The 15,847-nt window shown below is 71.8% G+C and carries 12 protein-coding genes; 3 read left to right on the top strand and 9 right to left on the bottom strand.

The window, feature by feature from the left end:
• The 8 genes from ABZ495_RS13630 to ABZ495_RS13595 all read right to left on the bottom strand — a co-directional run.
• On the bottom strand, nucleotides 1–1,042 hold a 1,042-nt coding region (locus ABZ495_RS13630), incomplete at its 3' end, for a cellulase family glycosylhydrolase (RefSeq protein ID WP_359835805.1).
• 120 nt (nucleotides 1,043–1,162) lie between these two features.
• Nucleotides 1,163–1,777, bottom strand: coding sequence for a GDSL-type esterase/lipase family protein (locus ABZ495_RS13625; protein WP_359835803.1), 615 nt, complete (start codon nucleotides 1,775–1,777; stop codon nucleotides 1,163–1,165).
• 66 nt (nucleotides 1,778–1,843) lie between these two features.
• Nucleotides 1,844–3,151, bottom strand: coding sequence for a cellulase family glycosylhydrolase (locus ABZ495_RS13620; RefSeq protein ID WP_359835801.1), 1,308 nt, complete (start codon nucleotides 3,149–3,151; stop codon nucleotides 1,844–1,846).
• A 56-nt stretch (nucleotides 3,152–3,207) separates the two neighbouring features.
• Entirely contained in the window at nucleotides 3,208–4,401 is a 1,194-nt protein-coding gene (gene manA, locus ABZ495_RS13615; RefSeq protein ID WP_359835799.1) for a mannose-6-phosphate isomerase, class I, read from the bottom strand.
• A 93-nt stretch (nucleotides 4,402–4,494) separates the two neighbouring features.
• Nucleotides 4,495–5,523: a LacI family DNA-binding transcriptional regulator gene (locus ABZ495_RS13610; RefSeq protein WP_359835797.1), complete on the bottom strand. Its 1,029-nt coding sequence runs from the start codon at nucleotides 5,521–5,523 to the stop codon at nucleotides 4,495–4,497.
• 109 nt (nucleotides 5,524–5,632) lie between these two features.
• On the bottom strand, nucleotides 5,633–6,463 hold the full coding sequence (locus ABZ495_RS13605) for a carbohydrate ABC transporter permease (RefSeq protein ID WP_359835917.1): 831 nt from the start codon (nucleotides 6,461–6,463) through the stop codon (nucleotides 5,633–5,635).
• A gap of 47 nt (nucleotides 6,464–6,510) precedes the next feature.
• Nucleotides 6,511–7,509, bottom strand: coding sequence for a sugar ABC transporter permease (locus ABZ495_RS13600; RefSeq protein ID WP_359835795.1), 999 nt, complete (start codon nucleotides 7,507–7,509; stop codon nucleotides 6,511–6,513).
• A 97-nt stretch (nucleotides 7,510–7,606) separates the two neighbouring features.
• A complete protein-coding gene (locus ABZ495_RS13595; protein ID WP_359806604.1) occupies nucleotides 7,607–8,914 on the bottom strand; it encodes an extracellular solute-binding protein in 1,308 nt (435 codons plus the stop codon).
• Nucleotides 8,915–9,317: 403 nt separating this feature from the next.
• Between ABZ495_RS13595 and ABZ495_RS13590 the strand changes: the two genes are divergently transcribed.
• Together ABZ495_RS13590 and ABZ495_RS13585 are read left to right on the top strand one after the other, a co-directional pair.
• Nucleotides 9,318–10,265 (top strand): ROK family protein, encoded by a 948-nt coding sequence (locus tag ABZ495_RS13590; RefSeq protein ID WP_359806805.1) that lies wholly within the window; start codon nucleotides 9,318–9,320, stop codon nucleotides 10,263–10,265.
• A 245-nt stretch (nucleotides 10,266–10,510) separates the two neighbouring features.
• Nucleotides 10,511–11,527 carry a LacI family DNA-binding transcriptional regulator gene (locus ABZ495_RS13585; RefSeq protein WP_359835793.1) on the top strand — a complete coding sequence of 339 codons (1,017 nt, stop codon included), beginning with the start codon at nucleotides 10,511–10,513 and terminating at the stop codon, nucleotides 11,525–11,527.
• Nucleotides 11,528–11,540: 13 nt separating this feature from the next.
• Here the strand turns inward: ABZ495_RS13585 and ABZ495_RS13580 are convergent, their stop codons facing one another.
• Complete coding sequence (locus ABZ495_RS13580; protein ID WP_359835791.1) at nucleotides 11,541–12,605, bottom strand: LacI family DNA-binding transcriptional regulator; 1,065 nt, start codon at nucleotides 12,603–12,605, stop codon at nucleotides 11,541–11,543.
• Nucleotides 12,606–13,119: 514 nt separating this feature from the next.
• On the opposite strand from ABZ495_RS13580, the gene ABZ495_RS13575 reads away from it, so the two are divergent.
• Nucleotides 13,120–15,531 carry a glycoside hydrolase family 2 protein gene (locus tag ABZ495_RS13575; protein ID WP_359835789.1) on the top strand — a complete coding sequence of 804 codons (2,412 nt, stop codon included), beginning with the start codon at nucleotides 13,120–13,122 and terminating at the stop codon, nucleotides 15,529–15,531.
• The last annotated feature ends 316 nt before the right edge of the window (nucleotides 15,532–15,847 follow it).

Below are 15,847 nucleotides of genomic sequence, written 5' to 3'. Positions count from 1 at the left end.
GGGACGGCGAGGGCGACTGGCCGGGCCGGTCGTAGATCGTGGCGGGGCGGGCGGTGGCGGCGATGCCGTTGGCTCCGTCGAAGAACCGCTTGCCCCAGGCGGTCGGCGAGTTCGTGTCGAAGCCGTCGACCAGGTCGAGGTACTCGACGCCGCCGCCGTTACCGCTCCAGGACCAGCCGATGTAGCCGACCGAGAGGGACTGGGCGGTGGCCATGATGGCGTCCTCGTCGGGGTTGCCGTCGCTGTGGTTGGCGCCGAACTCACCGACCACGATGGGCAGTCCGGCGTTGACGTAGGCGCCGAGGTAGGACTGGACCTCGGCGGCGGTGTCGTAGACGCCGTACATGTGGATCGAGAAGATCGTGTTGCGGTCGGGGTCGGACTGGAAGACCGAGCCGGCGTTGTCGCGCATCGTGTGGGACCAGTCCTGGCCCCAGTTCGGCCCGTCGACCATCAGGGCGTGGTGGAGGCCGGCGGCGCGGATCCTGCTGATCGCGCTCTTGGTGGCGGCGGTCCAGGCGGCGTAACCGCTGTTGCCCCAGGGTTCGTTGGCGATATTGACGACGACGTAGGCCTCCTGGCCGGCGAGGACGCTCTTGTTGTCCACCCAGAACTGGGCGGCCCGGTCGAGCGTGGTGGCGGCGCCGTCCTCGCCGTAGCCGGTGGCGTCGTGGACCTCCAGCACGCAGATCACCTTGGCGCGCTTGCACTGGTCGATCAGGGTGGCGAGCTGGGCGGAGCCGGTGCGGGTCCAGCGGTCGCCGTTGCTGAGCACGACGCGGACGGTGTTGGCGCCCCTGGCCGCGATGTCGGCGATGGCGGTGGTCCGGGTGGGGTACCAGGTGTACGCGTGGTTGACCCCTCGCATCACGAACTGGCTCCCGTTGGCCTCGTAGACGCGGCCGTTACTCACGTGGATGCCGGTACCGGCGGCCTGGGCACCGCCCGGGCCGAACCCGAACACCCCGAACAGCAACCCGAAGGCGGCCGCGAGTGCTGCTCCGACCGTCGTGAGCGCTCTGCGGCTCTGCGGCTTGTCCATTGAGACTCCTCAAATCGTTTGTGGGGGCCTGGAGTCGATGGCCTTGACCAACGCGCGGGTACGCGTCGACGCCGTCATCGCCCTCCAGTCGTTCTCGAACGGCCTGCCGGTGATGGGGCGTCAGGCGTTCGGGGCGCTCACCAGGGCGAGCCACGCGTCGGCCAGCAGGCGGTGGCCGAGTGGGGTGGGGTGCACGCCGTCGGCCGCGATCAGGGCGGGATCGCCCGCCGTCCGGGCGGCCTGGTTGAGCAAGCCGTCGGCGGCCAGCAGGCCCGCGTCGTGCGCGGCGGCGAGGCGGCGGACGGCCTGGATCCGGGCGTCGAGGTCGGCCCGCCAGCCCCACTGCTCCTCCCGCACGGGCACCAGGAACGGCTCGATCAGCACCAGTCGGGGAGCGCAGTGCCCGGACAGGTCTCCGAGCAGCCGGTGGTAGTCCTGCTCCCAGCGGTCGACCGGGCTCGGCAGGCCCCGGTCGTGGCGGCGCCAGGTGTCGTTGACGCCGATCAGGACGGAGACCAGCCCGGGCCGGTGGGCGAGGGTGTCGGTCGGCCAGCGCTCGCGCAGGTCCGCGAGGCGGTCGCCGCCCACGCCCCGGTTGAGCACCACCGGGGTACCGGGGAGCCCGGCGGCGGCCAGCGCGGCGTAGCCGTGGCCGAGGTCTCCGGGGCAGCCGCGGTCGCGGCCGGCCTCGGTGATGCTGTCGCCCTGGAAGAGGACGGTGGTGCGGGGGTGCATGCGGGACTCCTCCCGGAGGGCCCGCCGCCCGGGCTGACGGTCACCGGGCGGCGGGCGGTCAGTGGGTCAGCCCGCCGCGGCCATCGCCTTCGCATGGGCTGCGAAGAGCTGCGCGCCGGCACGGGTGGGGTTGGCGGGGTCGTTGTTCCACATCACCCGGTGGCCGTCGTGGTCGGGGTAGAAGGAGCCGTCGTCGACGCGGGAGGTGAGCAGCCAGAACTGGTCGCCGGCCGCGCCGTTCGCGAGCGCGGCGTCGGTCCAGGCGCGATAGGCGGCGTCGCGGGTCGCGGCGTCGGGGATGTCGCGGGCCGGGTCGATCTGCAGGCCGAACTCCTCGACGACGACGGGTTTGCGGAGCTTGCGGCCGTCGGCGAGATGGTCGGTGATCCAGCGGGTGCCCCATTCGGTGGCGTTGGCGCCGTGCTTGGAGCCGCTGGTCTCCCCCCAGTTCTGCGGGTAGACGTGCACGGTCCCGTAGTCGACGGCGGGCAGGGCGGTGAGCTTGCGCCAGTCGCCGCCCTCGTAGTCGGAGTAGGGATAGTCCGCGTGGCCGGGCTCGCCGTAGAAGCCCTCGTCGCCGACGGCGAGGAGCTGGCGGGGGGCCAGGGCCTTGACGTGGTCGCTCATCTCGCGGGCCCAGCCGAGGAGAGTGGCGCCGGACTTGTCACTGCGGCAGCGCGGCTCGTTGGCGAGCTCCCAGGCCATGACGGTGGGGTCGTCGTCGTAGCGCAGACCGGTGTAGCGGTTGCGGCGCCCGATGACGTGCTTGGCCCAGGCCCGGTAGGCCTTCTTGCAGGTGGCGTCGGTGTAGAAGCGGTCGTGGTGGGTGCCGTCGCCGTAGGAGTCGTCGGGCAGGTCGAGGAACCAGGAGACGTACTGGCGCATGCCGCCGTAGTCGGGCCAGTTGTTGACCAGCGGGAGGACCAGACGGAGACCGAGCCGGCCGGCCTTGTGGACGGCGTAGTCGAGGCTGTCGAAGGCGGCCTCGTCGTACTGGAAAGGCTTGGGCTGGAGGGCTCGGTGGGAGTGGCCGTCGCCGTCGGCGAAGGCCCAGGCGCGGATCACGGTCAGACCCATCGCGGCGGCGTCGTTCAGCACGGCGTCGATCATGTAGTGGGACTGCTGGTGCAGGTAGTAGCAGTTGGTGCCGCCGAAGCGGAACTTCCGCCCGTTCAAGCGCAGTTCACCGTTTCTGGCGGTGACGAACGAGCGCCTTGCGCCGTCCTCGCTGCCGCGGCCCTGCCGCTGCTCGTCGTCCGGGCCGGCGCCAGTGGTGGCGGAGGCGGCGCCGCCGAGCAGCGGGGTGGCGGCGACGCCGAGGGCGACGGCGCCGAGCAGGGTGCGGCGGGCGGTGGTGCGGGGCTGGTCGTTCACGGGTCTCCTCCGGACAAGCGGCGGGTGGGATGGTCCCTGGGGGCGTGAGGGATCGGTCAGCGGGACCGCGGGACCTTCGCGCGGAACAGGGTGGCGTCACCGTCCAGCCGGACGGGTCCGCCGGCAGCGGGCAGGTAGGCGGACCGGCCGGGTCCGAGGGCGGGCCCGTCGTCGACCCGGGCGGTGCCGCGGACGCAGAGCAGGATCTGCGGTCCGTCGTCCACGAGCCGCAGGGGTGCTCCGAGTTCGATCCGGGAGAGGCTGAACTCCTCGGCGGGGGTGAGGAACTCGAGCTCTTCGGGCCCGACGGGGACGGCGGGGACGTGCTGCGGCGCGGTGGGACGGAAGTCGACCACGGCGGCCAGCCCGGCGGTGTCGACGTGCTTGGGGGTGAGGCCGCAGCGCAGCACGTTGTCGGAGTTGGCCATGATCTCGACGCCGAGGCCGTGCAGGTAGGCGTGCGGAACACCGGCGTCCAGGTAGAGGGCCTGGCCCGGGCCCAGCCGGACGTGGTTGAGGAGCATCGCGGCGAGGATCCCCGGGTCGCCGGGGTGGTCGAGGGCGGCGCCCCGGTAGGCGGCCCAGGTGGCCGCGTCCGGGTCGGCACCGGAGGCCAGGTCCGCCAGGGCGGAGGGGAGTTCGGCGGCGGCCTGCTCTCCCCTGGTCCGGTCCTCGGCGAGTGCGCCGGTCAGCACCGTGCGCAGGGCCTGGTCAGCGGGGGCGGTACGCAGCTGCCGGATCCAGGGGTCCAGTACCGGCAGTGCCAGCCGCTCCCAGAGCGCGGCGGTGACCCGCGGGTCGCGGAAGCCGCAGAGTGCCTCGAAGTCGCTCAGTGCGCAGATCAGTTCGGGCTTGTGATGACGGTCGCGGTAGATCCGGTGCGGGGCGTCCAGCGGGATGCCGGCGGCCCGCTCCCCGTCGTACCCGGCCGTCGCCTGGGCGGTCGTCGGGTGGACCTGCACGGAGAGGGCGTGGTCGGCGGCCAGGAGCTTCAGCAGGAAGGGCAGGCGGGGTCCGAAGCGACCGGCCACCCGGCCGCCGAGCTCGTGCTGCGGATCCCGGGTGATGACGGTGTCCAGGCCTTCGCTGCCGTGGCCGCGGTCGATCCGGGCGGGAGCGCCGGGGTGGGCGCCCATCCACAGCTCGGCCTCGGGTACGCCGGTGGGCCGGCGGCCCGTCAGTTCGGCGAGCGCGGTGGTGGACCCCCAGGTGTAGTGGCGGATGGGAGTGGTGAGCAGGTCGGCGGTCATGTCGGTGCTCCGGTGTGCGTGGGCCCCGACCCGTCCCCGGGCTTCCTCACCCTCACGAGGAGTCGGGGACGGGTCGGGAGTCTGTGGAGGGAGTCAGCGGGCCGGTGGCCCGCTGCTGCCGCGCGGCACCAGGACAGGGGTGGAGGCCGGGCCGGTGGGCGGTCGCTGGTGCTCGATGACGTCGAACAGGGTGCGGGCGACAAGGGCTCCGTAGCCGTGGACGTCGTGGCTCATCGCGGACAGCGGGGGGTGGGTGAGCCGGCACAGCTGGGAGTCGTCCCAGGCGATCAGCGACAGGTCGGTGGGTACCCGGAGGCCGAGTTCGGCGGCGACGGCGATGCCGGCCACGGCCATGATGTCGTTGTCGTAGATGATCGCGGTGGGGCGGTCGGCGGAGGCCAGCAGCATCCGGGTGGCCCGGGCGCCGGCCCGGCCGGAGAAGTCGGTGGGCAGGCTGCGCGGCGGCTCCAGGCCGAGCTGTTCGGCGACGGCCTCCAGCGCTCGGGTACGAATGGCCGTGTGGCCGAGTGCCGGGTCGCCGCCGACCCGGGCCAGCCGGCGGTGGCCGAGCATCGCCAGGTAGCGGACAGCGTCCTCGACGGCGGCGCAGTCGTCGGTCCAGACGGCGGCCAGCGCCCCGCCGGCGAGCGCCGGGTGGCCGGCCGCCACGGCGGGCAGGCCGAGCGCGGCTACCGCCGGGACACGGGGGTCGGCCTCGGTGAGGTCGACCAGGACGGCGCCGCCGACGCGGCGGGCGCGCCACCAGGTGCGGTGCACGGCGATCTCCTGCTCGCGATCGCGCACCAGGCGCAGCAGCAGGGTCGCCGAGCGCTCCGCCAGGACGCTCTCGATGCCGGAGATGAACTCCATGTAGAAGGGTTCCAGGCCGAGTTGGTGTGCCGGGCGGGCGAGGACCAGTCCGACGGTCTCGCTGCCGGGGGCGCGCCGGGCCAGGCTGCGGGCGGCTCGGTCGGGTACCCAGCCGAGTTCTTCGGCGGCGGCCCGGATCCGCTGCCGGGTGGGCGCGGACACCCCGGGCCTGTCGTTGAGGGCCAGTGATACGGCGCCGGCGGAGACACCCGCGCGGGCGGCGACGTCGCGGATGGTGACGCGTACGCTCATCGCCGTGCCCTCCTGGCAGTGCTCCGGGCCGGGTTCCGGGCAGTGCTCCGGGCCGGCGGCACCGCGGCGCGGGTGCGGTGCCGCCGGACCGTCGCCCTGGGGAGCCGGTTCACTTGCTGGAGCCGGCGGCGAAGCCGGCGTAGATCAGGCGCTGGAGGGCGAGGAAGACCACCAGCGTGGGCAGGATGACCAGGATGGTGCCGGCGGAGATGATCTCCCAGTTGACGCCGAACGGTCCCTGGAAGCGGAACAGTGAGGTGGAGATGGTGCCCAGGTCGCTGGAGGGCATGTAGAGGAAGGGGATGAAGAAGTCGTTGTAGACGGTCACGCCCTTGACGATCACCACGGTGGCGATGGCGGGCTTGAGCATCGGCAGGATGATCCGCCAGTAGATCGTGAAGCTGTTGGCACCGTCGAGGCGGGCGGCTTCGTCGAGGGAGACCGGGATGGAGCGGATGAACTGCAGGAAGATGTAGATCGAGATGATGTCGGTGCCGAGGTAGAGCAGGATCGGCGCCCAGCGGGTGTTGAACGCGCCCAGGTTGTCGATGATCTGGAAGGTCGCCACTTGGGTGGTGACGCTGGGCACCAGGCTCGCCAGCAGGAAGAGCGCCATGACGAGCTTCTTCAGCCGGAAGTCGAAGCGGTCGATGGCGTAGGCGGTCATCGAGCCGATGACCACCGTACCGGTCACCGAGATCAGCAGGATGAAGGTGGTGTTGAGGAAGGCGGGCAGCATCTTGCCCTGGGTGAAGGCGATGTGGAAGTTCTCGAAGTTGAGCCAGTTGCCCGGCAGGTCGAGCGGGCCGGTGTCGAGGGCCTCCTGACGGGTCTTCAGCGCGGTGAACATGATCACCACGAGCGGGATCAGCACGACGGCGCCGGCCAGGACCAGGGAGAGGTACTTGGCGCCGCCGGCGGCGGCGGACCGGGCGTGGATCCTCCCCGCGGCGCGGGGGTGCCGCGCGGGGGTGACGGGGTCGGTGGTCACGACAGTTCCACCCTCTCCTCCGGCACCAGGCGGCGCTGGATCCAGGTGACGAGCAGGATCAGGACGAGCAGGACGACTGCGCTGGCCGAGGCGAGGCCGTACTTGTCGAACTTGAAGGCCATGTTGATGCTCTGGATGACGAAGGTCTGCGAGCCGTTGGCGCCGCCGGTCATGATGTAGGGGATCTCGAAGACGGCCAGCGAGCCGGAGACGGCGAGGATCGCACTGAGACTGATGACGGGCTTGATGCTGGGCGCGATGATGTGGCGGAACTGCTGCCAGCGGTTGGCGCCGTCGAGCGCGGCCGCTTCGTAGAGGTGGGGCGGGATGGACTGGATGGCGCCGAGGAACAGCACCAGGTTCAGGCCGGTGTAGCGCCACACCGACACGCCGGCCAGCGACGTGTTGACCAGGTCCGGGTCACCCATCCAGAGGTGCTCGCCGTGGACACCGAGGAGCGCGAGCAGGGAGTCCAGGGTGCCGTGGGGCCGGAAGAAGTAGAGGAAGACGAAGCCGATCGCGACGCCGTTGATCAGGTACGGGAAGAAGAGGATGCCCTTGAAGAGGTTCCGGAACCTGGTGTCGAAGCTCAGCACGGTGGCGAAGTAGAGCGCCAGGCAGATCTGCACCACCGCGGCGATCAGGTAGACGCCGCTGACCAGGAACACCTTGAACAGCTCGGGGCGGGTGAACAGGTCGGTGTAGTTCTCGAACCCGACGTTGTTCTTCTCCGGGCTGATGCCGTCCCAGTCGGTGAAGCTGTAGCCGATCATGTCGCCGATCGGCAGGTAGGTGAAGGTCACCAGCAGCCCGAGCGGCACCAGCAGGTAGAGCCACGGGGTGAACCACCAGTGCCTGCGGACGCCCTCGCGCCGGGCGACGCGGTCCCGGACACCCCTGCGCCGGGCGACGCGGCCCCGGTCGGCCGGGGCGGCGGCGAGGGCGGTCCGCGCGGGGGGCTTTCCGGTGCCCCGGTCCCTCTGCAGTGCAGTCATCTTCGTTCCTTCGTAGGTCCTGGCGTCCGGTGAGCGGCACGGCCCGGCCCCGATGTCAGAGCGGATGGGCCCGGGCCGCGCCGCTCGGTCCCGTAGGTCAGCCGACCGTCTTCTGCGACTCGGACCACTTCTTGTTGAGCTCGGCGAAGTAGCTCTTCTGGTCGCCGGCGGCGGCGCCGCGGGCGACGTCGACCAGCTTCTGCCGGTAGTCCGGGGCGTCCAAGTTGATCTCCGCGCCCTTGTCGATCTTCTTGACCGCGGCCAGCTTCTCCTGGTTCTGGCTGATCATCCGCACGCCCTTCTCGATGAAGGGCTTGAGCGCGCTGGGGAGTTCGGTGCCCTTGACGGAGGAGATGCCCTGCTCGTTCTGAGCGGCACCGGACTTGTTGACGAACCAGTCGATCCAGGCCCGGGCCGCTTCCTGGTTCTTGGAGTGCTTGTTGATCGCGTACTTGTAGTCCGGCTGCAGGACGGTGCACGGAGTGCCGGTCGTCGAGGGGAAGGGCATGTAGCCGATGTCGTCCGGGTTCGCGCCGGCCTTGGAGGCGGCATCGCGCACCTGCGCGATGGACCAGGAGCCGAGGTACATCGACCCGACCTTGCCGGTGGCCAGCAGGACCTTCGAGTTGTCCCAGTTGGTGGTGGTCGGGTCCTCCTCGGAGAGCTTCTCGTGGACGACCGAGTACAGCAGGCTGTCGATGGTGAAGATGTCGTTGCCGCCGGTCCACGGCAGCGGTGTGGTGGCCATGGCGTCCTTGGCCCCGGGGTCGCAGCTCGGGGAGCTGACCGCGTCGGTCCACTGCCGCAGCGGCCAGCCGTCGTGGTAGTTGGTGTAGTACGGGGTGGCGGCGCCCTTGGCCTTGAGGGCCTTCAACGCGGTGACGAACTCCTCCGGCGTCTTCGGCCACTCGGTGACGCCGGCGTCCGCCCAGACCTTCTTGTTGTAGACGAAGCCGGTCACCGTGCCGTAGTTGGCGATGCCGTAGACCTTGCCGGCCACCGTCGAGTAGTCGGTCCACTGGTACTGCTTCGACAGCTCGGCGGCCTCGCCCAACGGCGAGAAGAAGTGGGGGAACTGGGCGATCGACAGGTCCGAGGGGATCGGCAGCACGTCACCGTAGTTCTCGGTGTTCATGCGGATCTTGACTTCGCCCTCGTAGTCCTTCATCCCCTCGAACTTCACCTTGACGTTCGGGTAGACCTTCTTGAACTCGGCGGCGTACTTGTCCAGGATGCCCTCGCCGAGCTGGTCCGTGCGGTTCGTCAGGACCGTGATCGAGCCCGACACCTTGGCCGGGTCGGCGTTGACCGTCGGGACCGAGGAAGCGCCGTCGCCGCCGTTGCTGCTACACGCCGTGAGCACCACCGTGGTCGCGGCCGCGACGGCCACCCATCCTCTTCGCATCTCGCTCATCCTTCGTGCTGATCGTCTTGTGACACGGGGGGAGGCAACACCCAGCAGGTCTGGCCGGTCTCCCTGGCTGCTGGACGCTTAACGTAGACGTCACTTCGCCGTCATGTCCATAGAGCGGTCAACATTGATATCCACCAGCTCTGTGTCCAATCAAGGTGCTCTTTACTAAAACATTGCCTAACAAGATATCGAATCGTCCTTGATGCCCGATCGCGACCGGCGGGCGCTGGACAACGTTGTCGCGGTGGATCAGAATCACCGGGATCGCCCCGGGGGCGCCCCGTCGAGCACTGCGGTGCCCCCCTGTCACACATGCGGAGAAGTTACAATGAGTTACGACATGGCCGCTCCCGCGACGACACCCGGACCTGCTGGGCCGGCCCCGGGCGGCGCCCTGGCGGGACCGCTGATCGCGGCTGTCGACATCGGTGGCACCAAGATCGCGGGCGGCCTGGTCGACACCGACGGCACACTGCTCCACCAGCTCCAGGTGCCCACCCCCGCCGACGGTGACCGGCACGAGCTGATGGCCGCCGTCGACCACGTCCTCGACGACCTCGCCCGCCTCCCCGCCTGGCAGCGCGTCCGGGCCCTCGGCGTCGGCAGCGCCGGCCCCGTCGACATCGCCGCCGGCACCGTCAGCCCGGTCAACCTGCCCGGCTGGCGCGGTTTCCCGCTGCGCTCCGAGGCCGCCGAGCACCCCGCCGTCCGCGGCCTTCCGGTCGTACTCGGCGGCGACGCCGTCGCCATGACCGCGGCCGAACACTGGCGCGGCGCCGCCCGCCCCTTCCGCAACGCACTGTGCCTGGTGGTCTCCACCGGCGTGGGCGCCGGGCTGGTGCTCGACGGCCGCCTGCACACCGGCGCCACCGGCAACGCCGGGCACCTCGGCCACATCAGCATCGACTACCGGGGCCGCCCCTGCCCCTGCGGCTCCCGCGGCTGCCTCGAAGGACTGGCCTCCGGCACCGCCATCGCCCGCACCGCCGCAGAACTCGGCTGGCGGCCAGGCCCGGACGGCGTCGCCACCGCAGGCGCGGTCGCCGTCGCCGCCCGGGCCGGCGACCCGCTCGCCCTGACCGCCTACGACCGCGCCGCCCTGGCGCTGGCTGCCGGGATCGCCGCCACCGCCACCCTCGTCGAGATCGAGGCCGCGGTGATCGGCGGCGGCGTGGCCAGGGCCGGCTCCGTCCTCTTCGACCCGCTCACCCGCCACCTCGCCTCGTACGCCACCCTGTCCTTCGCCCGCGGACTGAGCCTGGTGCCCGCGCACCTGGGCACCGACGCCGGTCTGGTCGGCGCCGCCGCCCTCGCCCTCCCGGCCCTGCCCGCCCACCGCTGACGCCCTTGGCCTTCCCGCCAGCCCGCCGGACGACGGCGCCGACCCGCGCCGGCCCTGCCCTCCGAACCCGGATCCCCACCCGGCCGACCGCCCGGGGATCGGCGGAGAAGGCCCCGCCGCCTGCGAGATGAGCGGCGGGCGCGCGGCGGTCCGCCGGCCGGACGACCTGACAGGATGTACCGGGAACGCGTGCACGCGCGTCGCCGGGCCACCAGCCGTCGGAGGGGAACAGCATGCAGCACCGGGTGACGATCCGAGACGTCGCCGCCCGCGCCGGGGTCTCCGCCGGCGCCGTCTCGCTCGCCCTCAACGACCGGCCCGGCGTCTCGCAGGAGACCCGCCGCCGCATCACCGAAGCCGCCCGCGAACTCGGCTGGTCCCCCAATCTCGCCGCCCGTTCACTGGCCCGCGGTCCCCGGGTGCACACCATCGGCATGGCGATCAGCCGCGAGGCCGTGGCCGAGGGTCTCGACGCCCTCCACATGGCGCTCATCGGCGGCATCGAGAACGTCCTGTCGGAACGCCCCTGCTCCCTGCTGCTCCGCCTCACCGCCAGCAGGGAGATGGAGATCGCCCTCTACAAGCAGTGGTGGCAGTCCGGCCAGGTCAACGGAGCGGTGCTGACCGGGGTGACCGCGGACGACCCCCGGATCGAGCCGACCCACCGTCTGGGCATGCCGGTGGTCGCCGTCACCCACCCCGACCACAGCGGGCCCTTCCCGGCGGTCTGGATGGACGAAGCGGCGGCGATCACGGAGGCCGTGCGCTACCTCGCCGTCCTGGGGCACCGCCGGATCGCGCACATCACGGGCCCGGCCAGGCTCGGCAGCGCGCTGGTCCGCTCGCGGGCGTTCGAGGACGTCGCCGTCGAACTGTCTCTCCAGGACCACCGCCACGTCCCCACCGACCTGTCCGCGCACCAGGGCGCCAGAGCCACCCGGGAACTGCTCGCCTCGGATCGGCCGCCGACCGCGATCGTCTACGACAACGACATCATGGCCGTGGCCGGCCTGGCCGTCGCCGCCGAGTTGGGCCTGCGGGTCCCCGAGGACGTGTCGCTCGTCGCCTGGGACGACTCCGACCTGTGCCAGATCACCAGACCCGGACTGTCCGCCCTCAGTCACGACCCGTTCGCGTTCGGCTCCGAGATCGCGCGGTGCCTGCTCGAACTGCTGGACACCGGACGGGCCGATTCCCGCATCTCCGGTACGCCCGTCCTGGTCCCGCGCGGTACCACCGGCCCGCCGCCGCGCCGGCCGTGAGCCCGGCCCGTACTCAGGGCCGGGCCGCTGGGAGGGGTGGCGCGGCAGTGCTTCCGCGGGGTGTCAGCTGCGGGGCGGTGTCTTCGTAACCGCCGCTCTTCTGCCCCGAGATCAGCGCCAGCAGGGTCCGGGCGGCGTGCGCGCCGTAGGCGTGGATGTCCCGGGTCAACGCGGTCAGCGCGGGGCGTACCACCTGGACGAGTGGGGAGTCGTCCCAGGCGACGATCGACAGGTCCCCGGGCACCTGGAGTCCGATCTCCTGGGCGACCGACAGGCCGGCCACGGCCATGATGTCGTTGTCGTACAGGATCGCGGTGGGCCGGTCGGGGGTGAGCAGCAGACGCCGCGTCGCCCGCGCACCCTCCACGCCGGTGTAGTCGGTGTGGACGACCGGCGCGGCCTCCAGCCCCAACTCCTGGCACACGGTGGTGAAGGCCACGTCACGCAGTGAGGTGTGCACCAGGCCGGTGAGCCCGGCGACCCGGCCGACCCGGTGATGGCCCAGCGCCGCGAGGTACTCCAGCGTCTCGCGGATCGCCGCGGCGTCGTCGGACCACACCGGGGTCAGGCCGCCCGAGCCGGACGGGTGACCGATGACGACCGTCGGCAGGCCGAGCTCCTCCAGGGCCGGCACCCGCGCGTCGTCCTCCCGCAGGTCCACCAGAATCGCACCGTCGATCTGCCGCTCGCCCCACCAGCGCCGGTACGCCTCCAGTCCGCGTTCGTGGTCGGAGACCACCTGGAGCGCCAGCGAATAGGAGGCGTCGGACAGGATGTTCTCGATCCCACCGATCAGCTCCATGAAGAACGGCTCGGTCCCCAGCATCCGGGCCGGCCGCGCCAGCGCCAGACCCACCGCCGATGACTTCGCCCCGCTCAGCGCCCGGGCGGCGCTGTTGCGCACGAACCCGATCTCCTCGGCGACCTCCGCGATCCGGGCCCGGGTCGCCTCCGAGACGCCCGGCTGGCCGTTGAGCGCGTTCGAGACGGAGACCTTCGAGACGCCGACGATCTTGGCGATGTCGGCGATCGTCGGCCGTCGCCCGGCCGGACGCTGCTGCGGGGACACCTGATCCACGAGGACCCTTCTGAACGGCTGGGGCAGAGCTTGCGCCCCCAAGCTACTACGGGCCAGGCCGTCCGCAGAAGCCGCCCCGGCATGCCAGGGAAAACCGGTTAACCAGCGGTTTACAGCGAGCGGTGACCACGATGGTGCCCCTCGGAGTGAAGCGGTTAACTCGACGAGCGCGGTAGCCGGACGCACCGGCGGCCGCCTCGGCGCGACCGCCGCCGCCTCCGGTCGCGCCCCCGCGGTCCGAGGTGGCGCGCCGGTGCCGCTCAACGGACGGCCTGCCGCACACCAGTGATCGACCGCAGCTGGCGAACCGGTAAAGAAACGGCACTAAACTCCACGCTCGCCGTCAACGATCAGCGAGCTCCCCCAGGCTCAATGGCCCGCCCCAGCAGGGGCTTCATCGCTCGACCGGGCCCACAAACCTCACCTAACCGGTTTATGGACAGGTTCAGTAGGAGGGGCTACGGTTGCTCCCACCCGCCTTCGGAACCACCCCCACAGCGAATGGAGCCGCACGATGAAGGACGTCACCCAGCTCGACCAGGGCTGGGCCCTGCACCACGCGGGGAGTCGGCTCCCCGCCGCCGTGCCCGGCTGCGTCCACACCGATCTGCTGGCCGCCGGTCTGATCCCGGACCCGTTCCTGGAGGCCAACGAGACGGCCGTCGCCTGGGTCAGCCGCCAGGACTGGACCTACACCCTGCACCTGCCGGACCACGGCACCCGGCACGAGCGCACCGACCTGGTCTTCGAAGGGCTCGACACCGCCGCCACCATCACTCTCGGCGGCACGGAACTCGGCTCCACCCGCAACATGCACCGCGGCTACCGCTTCGACGCCACCGGCCTGACCGGCGAGCTGGCGGTGCGCTTCACCAGCGCCTACCGTGAGGCCGAGCGGGTGCGCGCCCTGGTCGGCGACCGCCCCAACGTCTATCCGGAGCCGTTCCAGTACATCCGCAAGATGGCCGCGAGCTTCGGTTGGGACTGGGGCCCGACCCTGCCCGGTGCCGGCATCTGGCGACCGGCCCGGATCGAGCGCTGGTCCACCGCCCGACTGGCCCGGGTGCGCCCGCACACCACCGTCGACGGCGCCACCGGCACCGTCGAACTCCACCTCGACCTGGAGCGCACCACCACCGGCGCGGCCCGCGAGCTCACGGCCACCGCCACCATCGGCGACCACACCGCCACGGTCGCCTTCCCGGTCGGCCAGGACACCGCCGTCATCGTCCTGGATGTCCCCGACCCCGCGCTCTGGTGGCCGCGCGGCTACGGCGACCAGGCCCTGTACGACCTCGACGTGACGCTCGCCGACGCGCAGGGGCCGCTCGACAGCTGGCACCGCCGCGTCGGCTTCCGCACCATCGAGCTCGACACCTCCGACGACGAACACGGCAGCGGCTTCACCCTGGCGGTCAACGGCGTCCGCCTGTTCGTCCGGGGCGTCAACTGGATCCCCGACGACACCCTGGTCAGCCGGGTCACGCCCGAACGCTACCGGGAGCGCCTCACCCGCGCCGCCGAGGCCAACGTCGACCTCGTGCGGGTCTGGGGCGGCGGCATCTACGAGGACGAGGCCTTCTACGACACCTGCGACGAACTCGGCCTGATGGTCTGGCAGGACTTCCTCTTCGCCTGCGCCGCCTACCCCGAGGAGCAGCCGCTGCGCGGCGAGATCGAGGCCGAGGCCCGCGAGAACGTCGTCCGCCTCATGCCGCACCCCTCACTGGTGCTGTGGAACGGCAACAACGAGAACCTCTGGGGCTTCCGCGACTGGGGCTGGGAGACCGAACTCGCCTCGGCCTCCTGGGGCGAGGGCTACTACCTCGGCGTGCTGCCCCGCATCGTCGCCGAACTCGACCCCACCCGCCCCTACACGGCCGGCAGCCCCTGGTCCGGCAGCTGGGACCACCACCCCAACGACGTCGACCACGGCACCCACCACTCCTGGGAGGTGTGGAACCGCCAGGACTACGCCGAGTACCGGGCCACCGTCCCCCGCTTCGTCGCCGAGTTCGGCTGGCAGGCCCCGCCCGCCCACGCCACCCTGCGCCGCGCCCTGCCCACCGAAGAACTGGCCGCCGACTCCCCCGGCATGCTCCACCACCAGAAGGCCGAGGACGGCAACGGCAAGCTCGACCGCGGCGTCGAGCGCCACTTCGACCTCCCCACCGACTTCGACCGCTGGCACTACCTCACCCAGGTCGTCCAGGCCCGCGCCGTCGCCGCCGGCATCGAGCACTGGCGCTCCCACTGGCCCCGCTGTGCGGGGACCGTCGTCTGGCAGCTCAACGACTGCTGGCCGGTCTCCTCCTGGGCCGCCATCGACGACGACGGCCGCCTCAAGCCGCTCTGGTACGAGCTGCGCCGCGTCTTCGCCGACCGACTCATCACCATTCAGCCGCCCACCGGCGACGCCGCCCCGACCCTCGCCCTGGCCAACCAGGCAGCCCAGCCCTGGCACACCGTCGTCACCCTGCGCAGGGTCTCCGCCGACGGCACCACCGCCACGACCACCGAACTGCCGGTGACCGTCGAAGCCCGCTCGGTGCTGCGCCTGCCGGTACCGAACGCGCTGGCGCCGACGGCCGGCTCGACCAAGGAGTTCCTGGCCGCCGACGCCGACGACCTGCGTGCGGTGCACTTCCCGGTACCGGACAAGCACTTCGACTACGCGCGGCCCGAGTTCGACGTGACCGTGGAGCCGGTGGCCGGCGACGACACGGCCCGCGACATCGTGGTCACCGCCCACACCCTCGTCCGCGACCTGCTGCTGCAGGCGGACCGGCTGGCACCCGACGCGGTCGCCGACCGAGGCCTGCTGACGCTGCTCGCGGGCGAGCGGGCCCGGATCCGGATCACCGGAGCGCACGGCATCGACGCCGACACCGCCCGCGCCGCCCTGTACTGCGTGGAACCCGCGTGACCAGGTCCACCTGACGCGCCGCTTGGCGGCTCGCTGCTACCGGGCTCCCACCGCCGGCAGCAGCGAGCCGCCAAGCGCTTCGCCGCCCCCACCATGGTCGACGCCACCACCTGGCAGAGCAGCGGCGTCACCTGCCCCTGACCCACACACACCCGGGTGCCGCCGGGCCGCGCCGCTCCCGACGCGGTCGCGGGCCGCCGTACTCGCGGGCCGCGACCGCTCCCCGACCCTGCCGAGGGGCACCGGTGGTGTTCGGCCGGCGGGCCGGCGCTGGCGCGCACGCCGGGCGGCGGGCGTACGGGGCGGGGGGGGATCG

The sequence above is a fragment of the Kitasatospora sp. NPDC005748 genome (assembly GCF_040630735.1).
GTDB lineage: Bacteria > Actinomycetota > Actinomycetes > Streptomycetales > Streptomycetaceae > Kitasatospora.
This window is presented reverse-complemented; position numbering and strand designations above follow the sequence as displayed.

Excerpts from the sequence above, each read along its gene's own strand:
- ABZ495_RS13625 (WP_359835803.1), bottom strand. The coding sequence starts at position 1,777 with ATGCACCCCCGCACCACCGTCCTCTTCCAGGGCGACAGCATCACCGAG.
- manA (WP_359835799.1), bottom strand. The coding sequence starts at position 4,401 with ATGACCGCCGACCTGCTCACCACTCCCATCCGCCACTACACCTGGGGG.
- ABZ495_RS13610 (WP_359835797.1), bottom strand. The coding sequence starts at position 5,523 with ATGAGCGTACGCGTCACCATCCGCGACGTCGCCGCCCGCGCGGGTGTC.
- ABZ495_RS13600 (WP_359835795.1), bottom strand. The coding sequence starts at position 7,509 with ATGACTGCACTGCAGAGGGACCGGGGCACCGGAAAGCCCCCCGCGCGG.
- ABZ495_RS13595 (WP_359806604.1), bottom strand. The coding sequence starts at position 8,914 with ATGCGAAGAGGATGGGTGGCCGTCGCGGCCGCGACCACGGTGGTGCTC.
- ABZ495_RS13575 (WP_359835789.1), top strand. The coding sequence starts at position 13,120 with ATGAAGGACGTCACCCAGCTCGACCAGGGCTGGGCCCTGCACCACGCG.